This window comes from Streptomyces sp. NPDC002623 (assembly GCF_053592635.1).
Genome location: NZ_JBSFWB010000005.1, coordinates 74517 through 90173, shown reverse-complemented (window position 1 = coordinate 90173; position 15657 = coordinate 74517). Strand labels below are relative to the sequence as shown.

The window sequence follows — 15657 nt, the reverse complement described above, 5'->3', positions numbered from 1 at the left end:
GTGGTGGAGGCGATGGACGCGCGCGAGTGCGGCGCGTACTTCCGGGGGAGTACCGCCGAGCACCTCGTCCGGCGGACGTCCGGCGTGGGCGGTGGCGTCTAGCGTGGCGGACATGGACGAAGAGCAGGTGCGCGGGCGCGGTGGCCCGGGGCAGTGGTGGCGGCACGGGCCGCCGCCGCGGCTGCGCCGCTGGGAGCGGGCGGAGCCGGACACGGCGCGGTGGCCCTGGGCTTCCACCGTGCTGATCACCGTGTTCGTGCTCGTCGGCTCGACCCTCGCGACCCACGCGCAGGAGGGCGAGCGGGCCTCGCTCGACGCCTTCGCGCGCGTGCTGCTGGTCGTCGCCTCCGGTCTGCTGCTCTGGCGGCGACGGCAACCGGTGGCCGTGGTGTTCGGCACCGCGGCCGCCGCCGCGATCTACCTCGGAGCCGGCTACGCCTACGGGCCGGTCTTCCTGACCGTGGCGGTCGCCTGCTTCGCCGCCGTCGTCGCCGGGCACCGCCGGGCCGCCTGGACGGCCCTGGGGATGCTGTGGGCCGTGCATCTGCTGGTCGCGCACTGGCTGTACCGGTGGCTGCCGCCCGCGGGGGACGACCCCGCGCCGTTCGGGCAGGAGATCGTCGTCGCCGGATGGGTCCTGGCGATCGTGGCGATCGCGGAGCTGGCCCGGAGCCGGCACGAGCAGTGGGCCCGTGAGCGGGCCGAACGCGCCCAGGCCGCCCGGCGGCGGGCCGACGAGGAGCGGCTGCGCATCGCCCGCGAACTGCACGACGTCCTCGCCCACAGCCTCTCGGTCATCAATGTGCAGGCGGGCGTCGGCCTGGCGCTGCTCGACGCCGACCCGGAGCAGGCGCGCACCGCGCTCACCACCATCAAGTCCGCCAGCAAGGAAGCGCTCGGCGAGGTGCGCCAGGTGCTCGACACCCTGCGCACGCCGGGTGACGTGCCGCGCGCTCCGGCGCCCGGCCTGGACCGGCTGCCCGAGCTGGTGGAGCAGGCGGCGCGCGCGGGTCTCACGGTAGAGGTGACCGGCTCGCCGCCCGGGTTGGCGCCCCACACGGACCTCGCCGCCTTCCGCATCGTCCAGGAGGCCCTCACCAACGTCGTACGCCACTCGGGCTCGCGCCACGCGCGCGTGCGGCTCGAAGGGCGCGGCGCGGCGCTACGGCTGCGTATCGACGACGACGGACCGGCGACCGGCGCCGAAGCGGGCGGCAGCGGCAACGGTCTCGCCGGAATGCGGGAGCGGGCCGCGGCCCTGGGTGGCACGATCGAGGCGGGACCGCGGCCCGAAGGCGGCTTCCGGGTGCTCGCCGTACTCCCGGTGAAGGACAGGGCCAAGGAGGACGACCGGTGATCCGTGTACTGCTCGCCGACGACCAGTCGTTGGTCCGCGCGGGGTTCAGGGCGCTGCTCGACGCGCAGCCGGACATCGAGGTGGCCGGGGAGGCCGCCGACGGGCAGGAAGCAGTGCTCGCGGTGCGTGAACTGCGGCCGGACGTCGTCCTGATGGACATCCGGATGCCCCTCCTCGACGGCCTCGCCGCCACCCGCCGGATCACCGAGGACGAGGCGCTCTCGCAGGTCAGGGTGGTCATGCTCACCACCTTCGAACTCGACGAGTACGTCTTCGAGGCGATCCGCTCGGGTGCTTCCGGCTTTCTGGTCAAGGACACCGAGCCGGACGAACTCCTGCGCGCCGTACGGGCGGTGGTCGCCGGTGACGCGCTCCTCTCGCCGGGAGTGACGCGTCGGCTCATCGCCGAGTTCGCGGCCCGCTCCAAGCAGCCCGCGACGGACGACGCGTTGGGTCGGCTCACGGAGCGGGAGCGGGAGGTGATGGCGCTGGTCGGGATCGGCCTGTCCAACCAGGAGATCGCCCGCCGACTGGTGGTCAGCCCGCTCACCGCCAAGACCCACGTCAGCCGCACGATGGTCAAGCTGGGCGTGCGGGACCGGGCCCAACTGGTCGTGCTGGCCTATGAGTCGGGGCTGGTCCGGCCGGGCTGGCTGGGCTGAGCCTCCGAACGGAGGCGGGTGTCGGCACGGAAGCGGAGCAGTACGGAGACCACCCGGGCCAGGAACACCACCGGAGCGAGCGCGAGCCCCGAGCGCAGCGACAACTTCTCGGCCGTGTCCGGCAGTTCGAACAGCAGCGCCGGTCCGGCGAGCGCCCCGAACAGCACCGCCGCCGCGAACACCGCGCTGAACAACGCGTATCCGATCTCGACGGTGATCGCGTCCCGGTCGGCCTGTGTGCGCCGTCCCCCGTAACCGTTGTGGCTGCTCATACGGCAAGTCTCACAGGCGTGCGCCCGGCGGGGCAATCGCCCCCGCCGGACGCACACTTCCCGCGGACACTGCCTAGTCGCGGACCCCGACAGGCTCCACGTGCGCCTCCGTGTTCTCCTGCGCCGCGGGGGACTTGGCGACGAGGACCGAGCCCTGGGCGCGTCGGGTGCGCAGGCCGGGGAGGGTGATGAGCAGGCCCGCGGCGGCGATGAACGTCACCACCGTCAGCCCGGGGCGGTAGCTGTCGAGGACGGCCTGCGGGGTGGGGTCGGCGGGGGCGCCCGCGGTCACCACCGCGGTGACCACGGCCAGGAAGATCGCGCCGCCCACCTGCACCGAGGTGTTGAGCAGGCCCGAGACCATGCCCTGCTCGTGGTCCGCCACGCCGTTGGTGGCCTGGATGTTGAGCGAGGGGAAGACCAGCGCGCAGGCCGCGCCGATCAGCAGCATCGACGGCAGGATGACGGCGGCGTAGACCGGGTCGAGGTCGACGCGCAGGAACAGCGCGTATCCGGCGACCATGAACGCGAAGCCCGCCGCGATCAGGCGCGGGGTGCCGAACCGGTCCACGATCGAGCCCACCTTGGTCGAGGACACCGCCACCAGCGCGCCGGCCGGGAGGAAGGCGAGTGCGGTGTGCAGCGCCGACCAGCCGAGCAGCGTCTGCATGTACAGGGTGGCCAGGAACTGGAAGCCGACGTACGAGCCGAAGAAGGCCATGGCGCCGAGCTGGGCGCGGATCTGGCTGCCGGAGCGCAGCACGCCGAGCCGGATCAGCGGGCCCGCGGAGCGGCGCTCGACGAGGACGAAGACGGTGAGCAGGACGACGACCGCCAGGAAGGAGAGCAGGGTGCGGGCGGAGGTCCAGCCCGCCTCCGGGGCCTCCACCACCGTGAAGACCAGCAGCAGCATCGACGCGGTGCCGAGGACGGCGCCGGGGACGTCGTAGCCGTTGTGGTCCTTCTCCCGTTCGCTGCGCGGCAGCAGCTTCAGGCCCGCTGCCAGTGCGATCAGGGCGATCGGCGCGGGCAGCAGCATGGTGAGACGCCAACTGGCCTCCGTGAGCAGGCCGGAGAGGACCAGGCCCATCGAGAAGCCGGTCGCGGCGCAGGTGGTGTAGATGGCCAGCGCGCGGTTGCGCAGCGGGCCCTCCGGGAACGTCGTCGTGATGATGGACAGGCCGGCCGGGGCCGTGAAGGCCGCGCTGAGGCCCTTGATGAACCGGCTCGCGATCAGCAGCGGACCCGAGTCGACGAGACCGCCGAGCAGGGACGCGAGGGCGAAGACGCCGAGGGCGATCAGGAAGACCTGGCGGCGGCCCAGCAGGTCGGCCGCACGACCGCCCAGGAGGAGCAGGCCGCCGTAGCCCAGGATGTAGCCGCTGACCACCCATTGCAGGGTCGAGGTGGAAAGGCCGAGGTCGGAGCCTATGGACGGCAGGGCGACGCCGACCATGGACACGTCCAGTGCGTCCAGGAACATCGCGGCGCACAGCACCAGCAGGGTGCCCCACAGCCGGGACGTCCAGCGGCCCTCCGTGGGAGGGGACGCGGGGGAGGGGAGCGGAGAGGTCATGTCGCAGAACAGTACATGCACGCGCATCGAATGCAAGTGCATTTAATTCTGATGCAACAATTTCCCTGCTCTGCTACGGTGCGCCCCATGGCGGCGAAGACGGGCGGGACAGAGGCCGAGGGCGAGCAGGCGCTCGTCGAGCAGTGGCGGGACATGCTGGCGCTGCACGCGCGCACCCAGTGCGAACTCGACCGCGCACTGCATCAACACGGCTTGTGCGGCAGTGACTTCGAGGTGCTCGACGTCCTCGCCGAATCGGGTGCGCCGAACGGCTCGTGCAGTTACCGCGTCCAGGAGATCGCCGAGCGCGTCCACCTCAGCCAGAGCGCGCTGTCCCGGCTCATCGCCCGTCTGGAGAAGGACGGTCTCGTCGAGCGCGGCCTCTGCACGGAGGACCGCCGGGGCGTGCGGGTGGCGCTGACGCGGAAAGGGCGCGCGCTGCACGGCGACGTACGGCCGGTGCAGCGCGCGGTGTTGACCCGGATGCTGACGGACTGACCCCGGGGGCGGTCGGTCAGACGGAGGACGTCTCCCGCCACAGCGTCGCCAGCGAGGCGTCCCCGGTCACGGTGGGAAGCGGCAGCCGGTTCCACAACGAGAGGTAGAGCTGCGCCGCCGGTCCGGACACCTCACAGTCGGCGTCCCCTTCGCCGGTCCGCTCCGTCACGGGCGGTTCCGGCGACAGACGTACGGTCCAGACGGCGTCGGCGGTGTCCGTCGCCCGTACCCTCAGGACCCGGTGCTCCTCGGTGCGCACCCTGCTCCTGTCGCGCGCGTGGAAGCCGCGCAGCAGCTCGTCGACGCCGTCCGCCGCGAAGTCGACGGAGAGGTCCCGGGCGATCTCCTGGGGCCCTCGGCCACGGGCCGACTCGGCGTCCACACGGTGCACGGCCGTCTCGTGCGCCTGTCGCCTGGCCCAGAACGCGAGCGGCGACGGCGCGGGCAGGAAATGCCAGCACCGTAGGTCGGCCGAGGCGGCGGACAGGGTGTCGACGAGCCGGCCGTGTCCCTCGCGGAACCAGTCGAGGAGCGGATCGCCGTCAAGGTCCGGCGGCTCGGCCGGGGGGTGGAACGAAAGGTCTCCCTCGGCCACGAACGACGTCGCCCAGCGGTGCACCGCGCCCGTGTGCCGCAGCAGGTCTCCGACCTGCCAGCCCGGGCAGGTCGGCACCTTCGCGTCGGGGCCCGCCACCGCCGCTGCGGCGGCCAGTGCGCGGCCTTCCCGGTCCAGGACGCTGATGAACTCGGCAGTCTCCATAGGGGGAGTCTGCCGGATGGAGTGCGGTCGAGGGGAGCGGTGAGGCGACTCAGTCGGCCGTCGCCCGACGCGTCGTGAGGCCGATCAGCGCGGCGGCCGCGGCCAGGACCGCCACGCTGGTGAGGGCGGCGGGCAGGGAGAGCCAGTCGGCCATGAAGCCGATGGCGGGCGGGCCCAGGAGCATGCCCCCGTAGCCGAGCGTCGAGGCGATGGCGACTCCGCTCGGGCCGGCCAGCGCCCCGGCGCGTTCGACGGCGACCGGGAAGAGGTTGGCCAGGCCCAGTCCGGCGACGGAGTAGCCGACCAGCGCTGCCCAGAGGGTGGGGGCGAGGGAGCCGAGCAGCATCCCGGCCGCGGCGACCGCGCCGCCGGCCACCACCGTGCGGGTGCGGCCGAGCCGTTCGAGGAGAGTGGTGCCGGTGAGCCGGCCGACCGTCATGGCGAGGGCGAAGCAGGAGTACCCGGCCGCGGCGATCCCGGCGGAGGCGCCCAGGTCCTGCTCAAGATGCAGGGCGCCCCAGTCGGCGAGGGCTCCCTCGCCGTAGGCGGTGCACAGGGCGATGAGACCGAAGACGACGACGAGCCGGCGGGTGCGGGTGGTGGGGGCACGCCTGGTCGGGCGGTGCGGGTCCCCCTTCGCGGGCGACGGATCCTCGTCCTCGGGCCGGGTGCCGACGCCGCGTTCGGGCGGCCGGGCCGGCTCGTGCCGGAGCAGCGTGGGTCCCGTGAGCGCGGTGACCAGCAGGCCGATGATCCCGAGGCCCAGCAGATGCCGGGTCGGGGACAGGGAACCCGCGACCAGCCCGCCCAGACCGGCGCCGACCATGCCGCCCAGGCTGAAGGCCGCGTGGAAGGTGGGCATGATCGGCCTGCGCAGCGCCGCGACCAGATCGACGGCGGCGCTGTTGAACGCCACGTTGATGGAGCCGTAGGCCGCCCCGAACAGCAGGAGGACGGCCCCGAGCGCGGCGACGGAGTGGGTGAGCGGGGGGAGGGTGACCGTGAGGGAGAGCAGGACCGCGCAGACCACGGTGACCGGATGGCTGCCGTAGCGGCGGCAGAGGCGTCCCGTGAACATCATCGTGATCACCGCGCCCGCGGAGACGCCGAGGAGTGCGAGTCCGAGTGTGCTGGGGGAGGCGCCGGTCTGCTGCTTGATGGCCGGGATGCGCACGACCCATCCGGCGAAGATGAAGCCGTCGAGGGCGAAGAACGTGGTCAGAGCGATACGTAGGCGGGTCAGGTCCTTGCCGTCGCCCGGCACGGCGTTGTGCGTTCGGGTTTTGTTTATTTGCGGCACAAAGTCAGGCTAGGCGGCCGGCGTCGGCTGAACAAGGGGGCCTGAGGTGTGTGGATGTTCGATATGACGCACGCACGGTTTCTTCACAGAAATGATCGGGGGGAGGTATATGAGAGTTAAAATGTTAGAAGTAGGGTCTGATCATGCATGGCTCGAACGACTTCCGTTCTCCCCCACGCCTTGCCGATCTGGCGCAGCTGATCCGCATGCCCGCAGCCCTGAGCGTGCCCGGTGACGTCCTCGCCGGCGCCGTCGCGAGCGCCGGGACGCCCCGGCCCCGCATCGTCGCCACGATGGCTTCCTCCGTCGCCCTCTACTGGGCCGGAATGGCGCTCAACGACTATGCGGACGCCACCGTCGACGCGGTGGAGCGTCCCCAACGACCCATACCCTCCGGGCGAGTTGCCCGCCGCACCGCGCTCGCCACCGCGTGCGGGCTCACCGCGGCGGGCCTCGGCCTCGCCGCTCTGGGCGGAGGGCGGCGCGCGCTCGGCGTGGCGCTTCCGCTGACCGGGCTGGTCTGGGCGTACGACCTGCGTCTGAAGTCCACTTCGGCCGGGCCCGCCGCCATGGCGGGAGCGCGGGCGCTGAACGTGCTGGCCGGAGCGGACCCGGGCCGTCGGGCCGCCGCGCTGCCGGCGGCGCTGCTGGTCGGCGCGCACACCTACACCGTCACGGCGCTGAGCCGTCACGAGGTGTCGGGAGCACCGCGCGCCGTGCCCGTCGCCACGCTGGCCGGCAGTGCCGCAACGGCCTTGGCCGCCGCGGCACTTCCCACCTGGAGACGGCGCGATCCGGCCGCACGGATCGGGGCCGCCGCCGGTGCGCTCGGCTACCTCGCCACCTACGGGACGGCGCAGGCGCGGGCGGCGCGAGAGCCCTCCGCGGAGAACGTCCGCGGGGCCGTCGGCACCGGGATCCTGTCGCTGATGCCCCTTCAGGCGTCGCTCACCGCCGGCGGCGGGGGCGCGGCCCTGGCCGGAATCCTGGCCGTGGCCCACCCACTGGCACGCCGCCTCGCCCGGAAGGTGTCGCCCACATGAGCACGGGCTCGGGCGGTGCGAACGCCGGTGAGGTGAGCCCCGGTGAGGTAAGTCCCGGTGAGGCGAGCCTCGTTGGGGTGGGTCCCGGTGAGGTGGGCCTTGTCGGCGTGGGTCCCGGTGGGGCGAGTCTCGTTGGGGTGGGTCCGGGTGAGGTGGGCCCCGGTCCCGCCGGTGGGCTTCGGTTCGGGTTCGGGACCAACGGGTTCACCAACCACCGGCTCGACGATGTGCTGACCGTGCTCGCCGACCTCGGGTACGACTCGGTCGGGCTCACCCTCGACCACGGTCACCTCGACCCCTTCGCCCCGGACCTGCCGCGCCGAGTCACCGCTCTCGCGAAGAGGTTGGAGCAACTGGGGCTGGCAGTCGTGATCGAGACCGGTGCGCCCTACCTGCTGGACCCGTGGCACAAGCACCTCCCCACGCTGATGTCGGCCCCCGGAGCCGATCGGCGCGTCGACCTGCTGGCCCTCGCCGTGCGCATCGCGGCCGACCTGGGCTCCCCGGCCGTCCACCTGTGCAGCGGCCCGGCCCCGGAGGGCGTCTCGGCGGACGAGGCCTGGAAACGGCTCACCGCGGGCTGCGAAGAGGTCCTGGACATCGCCCGCGCACACGGCGTGGCCCTCGGCTTCGAGCCCGAGCCGTACATGTTCGTCGACACCGTGGAACGCGTCCTGGAACTGCGCGGACGGCTCGGCGACCCCGAAGGGTTCGGCGTCACGCTCGACATCGGCCACGCCCACTGCGTCGACGACCTCCCGCTGCTCGACTGCGTCGCACTGGCGGCCCCGCACCTGGTGAACGTGCAGATCGAGGACATGCGGCGAGGCGTGCACCAGCACCTCGAACTCGGCACGGGCGAGATCGACTTCCCGCCCGTCCTGGCCGCCCTCAAGGCTTCCGGCTACCGAGGGCCGGTCTCGGTGGAGATCCAGGGCGCGGCCCTGGACGCCCCCGAAGTCGCCCGCCGTTCCCTGGAGTTCCTCAAGGCGGCCGAGCCGTTCTGACGCAGCGGTGATCCGTCGCTGCGTCCAGCACCACCACCCCCCCCACCCCCGTACGGCTGTTGTCGTACGCGCAGCCGAACAGGAGGTATGCGCGGTGGATCCACACATCGCCGGAGCCCTCGACCGACAGCTCACCGCCGACGCGCAACGCTGGCTGACCGAGGCCGTCACCCGCGTCGGCCGGGACCCGGCCGCGCTGCGCAGCGTCTTCCCGGCCGTCGGCAGACGCTGCGGACGCGGACCGCTCGTCGATGCCTGGACGGTGGCCGACGCCGCCCGCGCCAGGCTGCTCGCCACCCTGCCCCTGCGCGGAGCGCCGCTCGCCGAGGAGATCGCCGCTCTCCACCGGTACGGGGACGCCGCCGAGCAACGCGCGGTGCTGCGGGCGCTGCCCCTCCTGGCGGAGGCGGACGCCTCGTTCGCCGACCGAGGCCTGCCCCTCGTCCGCGAGGCGCTCCGCGGCAACGACACGGACCTGATCGAGGCTGCCCTCGGCCCGTACGCCGCACGCCACCTTGACCAGGACGGCTATCGGCACGCCGTGCTGAAGTGCGTCTTCTGCGACATCCCCCTCGACCGGGTCGCGGGTCTCACGGAACGGGCGGACCGCGAACTCGCCCGGATGCTCGCCGACTTCGCCCATGAACGGGTCGCCGCCGGGCGGGACGTCCCCCTCGACGTCTGGCCGATCCTGCGCGCCCACCCCGGCACGCTGGAGGCGGCCGGGCTGCCCGCGGAAGCCCACTCACCCGTCGCCGACCGCCGCGCCGCCGCCGTCCGCGCCCTCACCGCCTACGCCGCCACCGCCACTGCCACAGCCACCGCTGCCGCGCCCGCAGGAGCCGCATGATGCGTATCTTCGACCCCCACATCCACATGACCTCCCGCACCACGGACGACTACGAGGCCATGTACGCGGCCGGCGTACGGGCGGTCGTGGAGCCCTCGTTCTGGCTCGGCCAGCCACGCACCTCGGTGGACAGCTTCACCGACTACTTCGACGCGCTGCTCGGCTGGGAGCCGTTCCGCGCCGCGCAGTTCGGCATACAGCACCGCTGCACCGTCGCCCTCAACCCCAAGGAGGCCAACGACCCCCGCTGCACAGGGGTGTTGGACGTCCTGCCGCGCTATCTGGCCAAGGACAGGGTGGTGGCGGTAGGTGAGATCGGCTATGACTCCATGACCCCCGAGGAGGACGAGGCGCTGGCCCGGCAGCTCGAACTCGCCGTCGAGCACGACCTGCCGGTCCTCGTCCACACCCCGCACCGCGACAAGGCCGTCGGCACCCGACGCACCCTCGATGTGGTCCGCGAGTCCGGCATCCCGCCCGAGCGCGTCCTCGTCGACCACCTCAACGAACTCACCGTGGCCATGGTCGCCGACAGCGGCTGCTGGACGGGCTTCTCGATCTACCCCGACACCAAGATGAGCGAGGACCGCATGGTGCGCATCCTCCAGGAGCACGGGACCGGGCGGATGCTCGTCAACTCCGCCGCCGACTGGGGGCGCAGCGACCCGCTCAAGACCCGGAAGACCGCCGACGCGATGCTCGCCGCCGACTTCGACGACGACACCGTCGATGAGGTCATGTGGCGCAACCCCGTGGCCTTCTACGGCCAGAGCGGCCGACTCGATCTCGAGGAGGTCAAGCCCGACGACACGGGCCTGTTCGAGGGGAACTCCATCAAACGCGGCGGAGAGTGAGCCCGCGGTGCGCTTCCGACACCCCGACGGCCAGACCGTCCATCTCGCCTACTGCAGCAACGTCCATCAGGCCGAGGACCTCGACGGAGTGGTGGACCAGCTCGCCGCGTACGCCGAGCCCGTACGGGAGGCCCTCGGCGTCGACCTGCTCGGCATCGGCCTCTGGCTGGCCCATGACGTCGTGGCCGAGCTGACCGCCCGGCCCGACGCCGTACGCCGACTGCGCGCCGAACTGGCCGCCCGCGGGCTGGAGACCGTCACCCTCAACGCCTTCCCCTACGGCGGTTTCCACCGCGAGGTCGTCAAGAAGGACGTCTACCGCCCCGACTGGACCGACCCCGCCCGCCTGCGCTACACCGTCGACTGCGCCCGGGTGCTCGCGGCACTGCTCCCCGAGGACGCCCGGCGTGGCAGCGTCTCGACCCTGCCCCTGGCCTGGCGCACCCCGTGGCCGACGGCCGCCCGTGACACGGCCCGCCGTGCCCTGGACGAACTGGCGGGAGAGCTCGCCGAGTTGGAGCGGGAGACCGGCCGCACGATCCGGGTCGGCTTCGAGCCCGAACCCGGATGCGTGGTGGAGAACACCGTCCAGGCGGCCCGGGAACTCGGCGGGCTGGACCCGGAGCGGCTCGGCGTCTGCCTGGACACCTGCCATCTCGCCGTCCAGTTCGAGGAACCGGCCCAGGCGCTGCGCCGCCTCGCCGACGCCGGGCTGCCGGTCGTGAAGGTCCAGGCGTCCAGCGCGCTCCAGGCCGACGACCCCGCGGACCCCGAGGCGCGGGCGGCGCTGGCCCGGTTCGCCGAACCCCGCTTCCTGCACCAGACCCGCACCGCCCCGCAGGGCGTCGTCACCGGCGTCGACGACCTGCCGGAAGCCCTCGCCGGAGGCCTGGACCCCTCCTCTGCCTGGCGGGTGCACTTCCACGCCCCGCTGCATGCCGAGCCCGAACCGCCGTTGCGCACCACGGCACCCGAACTGACCACCGCGCTAAGGGAGTTGTTGGGCGGTCCGGATGCGGTGTGCGATCACATCGAGGTCGAGACCTACACCTGGTCGGTCCTGCCCGAACAGGTGCGGCCGCACGACCGGGAGGGGCTCGTCGCGGGCCTGGCCGCCGAACTGGCCTGGACCCGCGACCGGTTCGAGGAACTCGGCCTGACCCGAGCGCCCACCGCACGCGCAGCGCCCACCACACGCACCGCACCCACCCTGCCCACTGCACGCACCGCACCCACCGCATCCCCCACGCGCACTGCACTCACCGCACCTCCCGCACGCACCACACCCCCGAGCACCGAACCTCCGCGAAAGGAGCCTGTCTCGTGACGAGACTGGTCGTCCTCGACATCGTCGGCCTCACCCCCCGCATGCTGCGCCACATGCCCGCCGTCTCGGCCGTCGCCGCACAGGGCTTCCAGGCCCGGCTCAACCCCGTGCTGCCCGCCGTCACCTGCTCGGTGCAGTCCACCCTCCTCACCGGCGTGCCGCCCACCGAGCACGGCATCGTCGGCAACGGCTGGTACTTCCGTGACCTGGGGGAAGTCCTGCTGTGGCGGCAGCACAACGCGCTGGTCGGCGGGGAGAAGCTGTGGGACACGGCGCGCCGGACCGACCCCGACTACAAGGTCGCCAACGTCTGCTGGTGGTACGCCATGGGAGCCGACGTCGACCTCACCGTCACCCCGCGCCCGGTCTACTACTCCGACGGCCGCAAGGAACCCGACTGCTACACCTGGCCGCCCGCCCTGCACGACGAACTCACGGACAGGCTCGGCCCGTTCCCGCTGTTCACCTACTGGGGCCCCAACGCGGGGATGCCCTCCAGCCAGTGGATCCTGGCCGCCGCCCGCCAGATCTTCGACGAGCACAGCCCCGACCTGACCCTGGTCTACGTACCGCACCTGGACTACGAACCTCAGCGTTCCGGCCCGGACTCGGCACAGTCCGCCCGTGAGGCGAAGCGGCTCGACGACGCCCTGCGCCCGCTGCTCGACCACTTCCGCAGCGAGGACGCCACGGTCGTGATCCTCAGCGAGTACGGCATCGCGCCCGCCTCCCGGCCGGTCGACGTCAACCGTGCGCTGCGCCGGGCCGGGCTGCTCGAAGTCCACACCCAGGACGGCATGGAGTATCTCGACCCCTGGACGTCCCGCGCCTTCGCCGTCGCCGACCACCAGGTCGCCCATGTGTACGTACGGGACCCGGCGGACCTCGAGCGGGTCGCGAAGATCGTGGCCGAACTGGACGGCGTGGACGAGGTGTTGGACGCCAAGGGCAAGGCCGCCCACGGCCTGGACCACGAACGCTCGGGGGAACTGGTCGCCGTCGCGGAGTCGGACGCCTGGTTCACCTACTACTACTGGCTCGACGACGACCGCGCCCCGGACTTCGCCCGCCAGGTCGAGATCCACCGCAAGCCCGGCTACGACCCGGCCGAACTCCTCTACGACCCCACCGTGCCCGGTGTGAAGGCCCGCGCCATCGGCCAGGTCGCCCGCAAGAAGGCCGGTCTGCGCTACCGCATCAGAACGGTCCCCCTGGATCCCTCCGGGGTGCGCGGCAGCCACGGCCGACTGCCGCAGGATCCGCATGACAGCCCCGTCCTGCTGTGCTCGCGGCCCGACCTGGCGCGGGGCGAGATCGACGCCACGGAGGTCAAGGACCTCCTCCTCGCCCTGGCCGGCCTCAGCTCCCCGTGACCGCCGGAGCCCCCTGACCACCGGAGTCCCTGAGCACCGGAGCCCACTGACCGCCGGTCCCCCTCACCACCGGAGCCCCCCCACCATGAACTCGACGGACACCCCGCCGCCCCTGCCCCAGCACCGCCCCCTCCTCGATCCCGCCGCCGAGTACGGGCGTTGGGTCAGGGAACGGCCGCTGACCCGGATCAGCCTCTGGGGCGACCTCCACCCCTGGCTGGTCACCCGCAATGAGGACGCCCGGGCCGTCCTCAGCGACGCGCGCTTCAGCTCGGAGAACATCCGGCCGGGGTTCCCCGGGCTGCAGCCGACCCCGCCGCCGCGCACCCCCGGCCAGCTGTTCGCCATGGACCCGCCGGACCACACCCGGCTGCGCCGCATGCTCATCCCCGAGTTCACCTTCCGCAGGGTCGAGCAACTGCGCCCGGCCATCCGGAAGATCACCGACGAACTCCTCGACGGCCTCGTCAAACAGCAGCAACCCGCCGACCTCGTCGAGCACTTCACCCTGCCGCTGCCCCTCCTCGTCATCTGTGAACTGCTCGGAGTGCCGTACGCGGACCGGGACTTCATCCACCGGCAGGCCGCCGCCTTCGCCACCGTCTCGGCCGGACCGGAGGCGATGCGGGCCGGCTGGGGGGCGCTCTTCGGCTACCTCCAGGAACTGCTGGCCGCCAAGGCGGGCGAGCCGGGCGACGACCTGATGAGCAAGCTCGCCACGGAACGCGTCGCCACCGGTGAGGCCACCCCGGCGGAAGCGGCCGGCATGCTCGTCCAACTGCTCATCGCCGGGCACGAGACGACCGCGAGCATGCTCTCCCTGGGCGTGGTCGCGCTGCTGCGGCACCCGGACCAACTGGCCGCGCTGCGCGCCGACGACGGCCTTGTGCCGGGCGCGGTGGAGGAGCTGCTGCGGTATCTGACCGTCGTCCACATCGGGATGCGCCGGATCGCCACCGAGGACGTCGAGGTCGGCGGCGTCACCGTCCGGGCCGGTGAAGGCGTGGTCGTCGCGCTCCAGGCGGCCAACCGGGATCCCGCGGTCTTCGCGGACCCGGACACGCTCGACATCACCCGGGACGCCGGACAGCACCTCGCTTTCGGCCACGGTCTGCACCACTGCCTCGGCCAGTCGCTGGCCCGGGCCGAGCTCCAGATCGCGCTGCCGACGCTGTTCCGACGGCTGCCCGAGCTACGGGCGACCGGCCCGGCCGAGGAGTTCGCGTTCGAGGGGCGCGCGGTGCACGGAGTGCGGGAGCTGCCGGTGGCCTGGTGAGGGACCGGCGGTGGGTGCGCCGCGCGCCACGAGCGCGGCTCACCCACCGCCCGACCGGTCGGCCAGACAGGCGAGGTAGAGCGCCATGGTGGCCCGGTGGTCGCGCAGCGGGCGGCCGGTGATCTGCTCGATCTTGTGCATCCGGTAGACGACCGTGTTGCGGTGGATGTGCAGGGCGGCGGAGGCCCGTACGAGGTTGAAGCCGCTCTCGCACCAGGCGGTGATCGTGTCGCGCAGCGCCGGCCAGTCCGGCTGGGCGCGCAGGTCCGCGGTGGTGCGGTCGAGCAGTCGGGTGCGGGCGGACTGGCTCACCGTGGCCAGGACCTGATGCACCCTCAGGTCGGCGATGAGATGGACGGGGGAGCCGTCCGAGGGGCGGCCGCCCAGCCGGAGGGCGTCGCACGCGTCCTGGTAGGAGTCGTGCAGACCGCCCACGGAGGTGGCCGGCTCGCCGATGCCCGCGCGGGCCGAGAGACCGTCCTGCGCGGCGATGACGTCGACCACCCGCCGGCAGTCGGCCGCCAGGGACCCGGTCGGACGTCGGGCGGGCAGCCGGTGCAGGACGCCGATCCAGCCGGGGGCCGTGCCGGCCACGATGTCCTGGGGGTCGGCGAACACCTCGCGGACGGTGCGCAGCAGTTCCGAGCGGATCAGCGCCATGTCCTGGGTGGGCGCGCCCCGGCCCCGGGCCGCCGTGTCGGGCACGGTCACCTCGAAGGCCACCGCGACCCTCGGCAACCGTAGGTCGAAGCCGAGTTCGGCGGCCCGGAACACCAGGAAGTCGCCCTCGACGACCTGGGGATCGTAGGCGGCGATGTCGGCGAGGAGTTTCTCGGCCGCCCGCTCCGCGAGCAGCCGGGAGCGCAGCATCACGGACTCCCTGAGCAGGATCTCCGTCTGGCGCTTCACCAGCAGTCCGAACCGGCGCACCTGGGCGGGGGTGCCGGTGATCCCGACGGTCCCCACCGCCCGGCCGCCGCTGACCAGCGGCAGGGTCATCCCCGGGCGCACCCCGCGCAGCCGCTGGGCCTGCGAGGCGCTGTGGGTGGCCGGTTCCTGCGTGCGGACGACGTCGACCGAGGCCTCGTGGAAGGTGCCGACCCGGCTGCTGTCGCCGCTGCCGATGACCATGCCCTCCGCATCGGTGATCAGCACGTTGAAGCCGATGACGGCCGAGGTGTCCCCGGCGATCTCCTGTGCGAGTGACGGGCTCAGCATCGGCGCTCCTCCCGACGCGACCGGGGCCGTGACGGCGGCCTGGCAGGGGCTGTGGTGGGGGCTGTGGTGGGGCTGTGGCTGGACGCACCGTACAGGGGAGCGAGCGATATCAGCCATAACTTCGTACGAAGTGAACGGTGACTCGTGGCAGACGGATCTCTAGCGTATGGCCCCATCACTTCCCCGCCGGGGGTCACATCGCGGTGAACGGCGGGTCCCTTCAGCGCCCTACGGAAGGCCCAGGCCGATGACCCGTATGCGTTCCCTGCGTTCCCCGCGTTCCC

General features: G+C 72.6%; 15 protein-coding genes. 10 read left to right on the top strand and 5 right to left on the bottom strand.

Going from position 1 to position 15657, the window contains the following annotated elements; genetic code table 11:
- Window positions 1–112 precede the first annotated feature (112 nt).
- Together ACWD4O_RS10905 and ACWD4O_RS10900 are read left to right on the top strand one after the other, a co-directional pair.
- Window positions 113–1357 (top strand): sensor histidine kinase, encoded by a 1245-nt coding sequence (locus tag ACWD4O_RS10905; RefSeq protein ID WP_451279463.1) that lies wholly within the window; start codon window positions 113–115, stop codon window positions 1355–1357.
- Window positions 1354–2019, top strand: a complete 666-nt coding sequence (locus ACWD4O_RS10900; RefSeq protein ID WP_451279462.1) for a response regulator — start codon at window positions 1354–1356, stop codon at window positions 2017–2019. Before ACWD4O_RS10905 ends, ACWD4O_RS10900 begins: the two co-directional genes overlap by 4 nt.
- Here the strand turns inward: ACWD4O_RS10900 and ACWD4O_RS10895 are convergent.
- Both ACWD4O_RS10895 and ACWD4O_RS10890 read right to left on the bottom strand, forming a co-directional pair.
- Entirely contained in the window at window positions 1980–2291 is a 312-nt protein-coding gene (locus ACWD4O_RS10895; protein WP_451279461.1) for a DUF6332 family protein, read from the bottom strand. The genes ACWD4O_RS10900 and ACWD4O_RS10895 overlap by 40 nt on opposite strands.
- A 73-nt stretch (window positions 2292–2364) precedes the next feature.
- Window positions 2365–3867, bottom strand: coding sequence for an MFS transporter (locus ACWD4O_RS10890; protein ID WP_451279460.1), 1503 nt, complete (start codon window positions 3865–3867; stop codon window positions 2365–2367).
- A gap of 87 nt (window positions 3868–3954) precedes the next feature.
- Between ACWD4O_RS10890 and ACWD4O_RS10885 the strand changes: the two genes are divergently transcribed.
- Window positions 3955–4365 carry a MarR family winged helix-turn-helix transcriptional regulator gene (locus tag ACWD4O_RS10885; protein WP_451279459.1) on the top strand — a complete coding sequence of 137 codons (411 nt, stop codon included), beginning with the start codon at window positions 3955–3957 and terminating at the stop codon, window positions 4363–4365.
- Window positions 4366–4381: 16 nt separating this feature from the next.
- Here ACWD4O_RS10885 and ACWD4O_RS10880 read toward each other — a convergent pair whose 3' ends face one another.
- Both ACWD4O_RS10880 and ACWD4O_RS10875 read right to left on the bottom strand, forming a co-directional pair.
- Entirely contained in the window at window positions 4382–5125 is a 744-nt protein-coding gene (locus ACWD4O_RS10880) for a maleylpyruvate isomerase family mycothiol-dependent enzyme (protein WP_451279458.1), read from the bottom strand.
- A 49-nt stretch (window positions 5126–5174) separates the two neighbouring features.
- Complete coding sequence (locus ACWD4O_RS10875) at window positions 5175–6389, bottom strand: MFS transporter (RefSeq protein ID WP_451279457.1); 1215 nt, start codon at window positions 6387–6389, stop codon at window positions 5175–5177.
- A 179-nt stretch (window positions 6390–6568) separates the two neighbouring features.
- On the opposite strand from ACWD4O_RS10875, the gene ACWD4O_RS10870 reads away from it, so the two are divergent.
- From ACWD4O_RS10870 to ACWD4O_RS10840, 7 genes are all read left to right on the top strand, one after another.
- The gene (locus tag ACWD4O_RS10870) at window positions 6569–7468 is read left to right on the top strand and encodes an SCO3242 family prenyltransferase (protein WP_451279456.1); all 900 of its coding nucleotides are present in this window, start codon (window positions 6569–6571) and stop codon (window positions 7466–7468) included.
- A gap of 137 nt (window positions 7469–7605) precedes the next feature.
- Window positions 7606–8475 (top strand): sugar phosphate isomerase/epimerase family protein, encoded by an 870-nt coding sequence (locus tag ACWD4O_RS10865; protein WP_451279455.1) that lies wholly within the window; start codon window positions 7606–7608, stop codon window positions 8473–8475.
- Between the two features lie 94 nt (window positions 8476–8569).
- Window positions 8570–9325, top strand: coding sequence for an EboA domain-containing protein (locus ACWD4O_RS10860; RefSeq protein ID WP_451279454.1), 756 nt, complete (start codon window positions 8570–8572; stop codon window positions 9323–9325).
- The gene (locus ACWD4O_RS10855; protein ID WP_451279657.1) at window positions 9325–10179 is read left to right on the top strand and encodes a TatD family hydrolase; all 855 of its coding nucleotides are present in this window, start codon (window positions 9325–9327) and stop codon (window positions 10177–10179) included. Before ACWD4O_RS10860 ends, ACWD4O_RS10855 begins: the two co-directional genes overlap by 1 nt.
- A gap of 7 nt (window positions 10180–10186) precedes the next feature.
- A complete protein-coding gene (eboE, locus tag ACWD4O_RS10850; RefSeq protein WP_451279453.1) occupies window positions 10187–11506 on the top strand; it encodes a metabolite traffic protein EboE in 1320 nt (439 codons plus the stop codon).
- Window positions 11503–12879 carry an alkaline phosphatase family protein gene (locus tag ACWD4O_RS10845; protein ID WP_451279452.1) on the top strand — a complete coding sequence of 459 codons (1377 nt, stop codon included), beginning with the start codon at window positions 11503–11505 and terminating at the stop codon, window positions 12877–12879. The genes eboE and ACWD4O_RS10845 overlap by 4 nt, the downstream gene beginning before the upstream one ends.
- Before the next feature lie 85 nt (window positions 12880–12964).
- The gene (locus tag ACWD4O_RS10840; RefSeq protein WP_451279451.1) at window positions 12965–14155 is read left to right on the top strand and encodes a cytochrome P450; all 1191 of its coding nucleotides are present in this window, start codon (window positions 12965–12967) and stop codon (window positions 14153–14155) included.
- A gap of 39 nt (window positions 14156–14194) precedes the next feature.
- Here the strand turns inward: ACWD4O_RS10840 and ACWD4O_RS10835 are convergent, their stop codons facing one another.
- Complete coding sequence (locus ACWD4O_RS10835) at window positions 14195–15373, bottom strand: CdaR family transcriptional regulator (RefSeq protein WP_451279450.1); 1179 nt, start codon at window positions 15371–15373, stop codon at window positions 14195–14197.
- Between the last annotated feature and the right edge of the window lie 284 nt (window positions 15374–15657).

Coding starts and splice junctions, on each gene's coding strand:
- ACWD4O_RS10855 (WP_451279657.1), top strand. CDS start 9,325: ATGCGTATCTTCGACCCCCACATCCACATGACCTCCCGCACCACGGAC.
- ACWD4O_RS10905 (WP_451279463.1), top strand. CDS start 113: ATGGACGAAGAGCAGGTGCGCGGGCGCGGTGGCCCGGGGCAGTGGTGG.
- ACWD4O_RS10840 (WP_451279451.1), top strand. CDS start 12,965: ATGAACTCGACGGACACCCCGCCGCCCCTGCCCCAGCACCGCCCCCTC.
- ACWD4O_RS10885 (WP_451279459.1), top strand. CDS start 3,955: ATGGCGGCGAAGACGGGCGGGACAGAGGCCGAGGGCGAGCAGGCGCTC.
- ACWD4O_RS10835 (WP_451279450.1), bottom strand. CDS start 15,373: ATGCTGAGCCCGTCACTCGCACAGGAGATCGCCGGGGACACCTCGGCC.
- ACWD4O_RS10890 (WP_451279460.1), bottom strand. CDS start 3,867: ATGACCTCTCCGCTCCCCTCCCCCGCGTCCCCTCCCACGGAGGGCCGC.
- ACWD4O_RS10895 (WP_451279461.1), bottom strand. CDS start 2,291: ATGAGCAGCCACAACGGTTACGGGGGACGGCGCACACAGGCCGACCGG.
- ACWD4O_RS10880 (WP_451279458.1), bottom strand. CDS start 5,125: ATGGAGACTGCCGAGTTCATCAGCGTCCTGGACCGGGAAGGCCGCGCA.
- ACWD4O_RS10870 (WP_451279456.1), top strand. CDS start 6,569: ATGCATGGCTCGAACGACTTCCGTTCTCCCCCACGCCTTGCCGATCTG.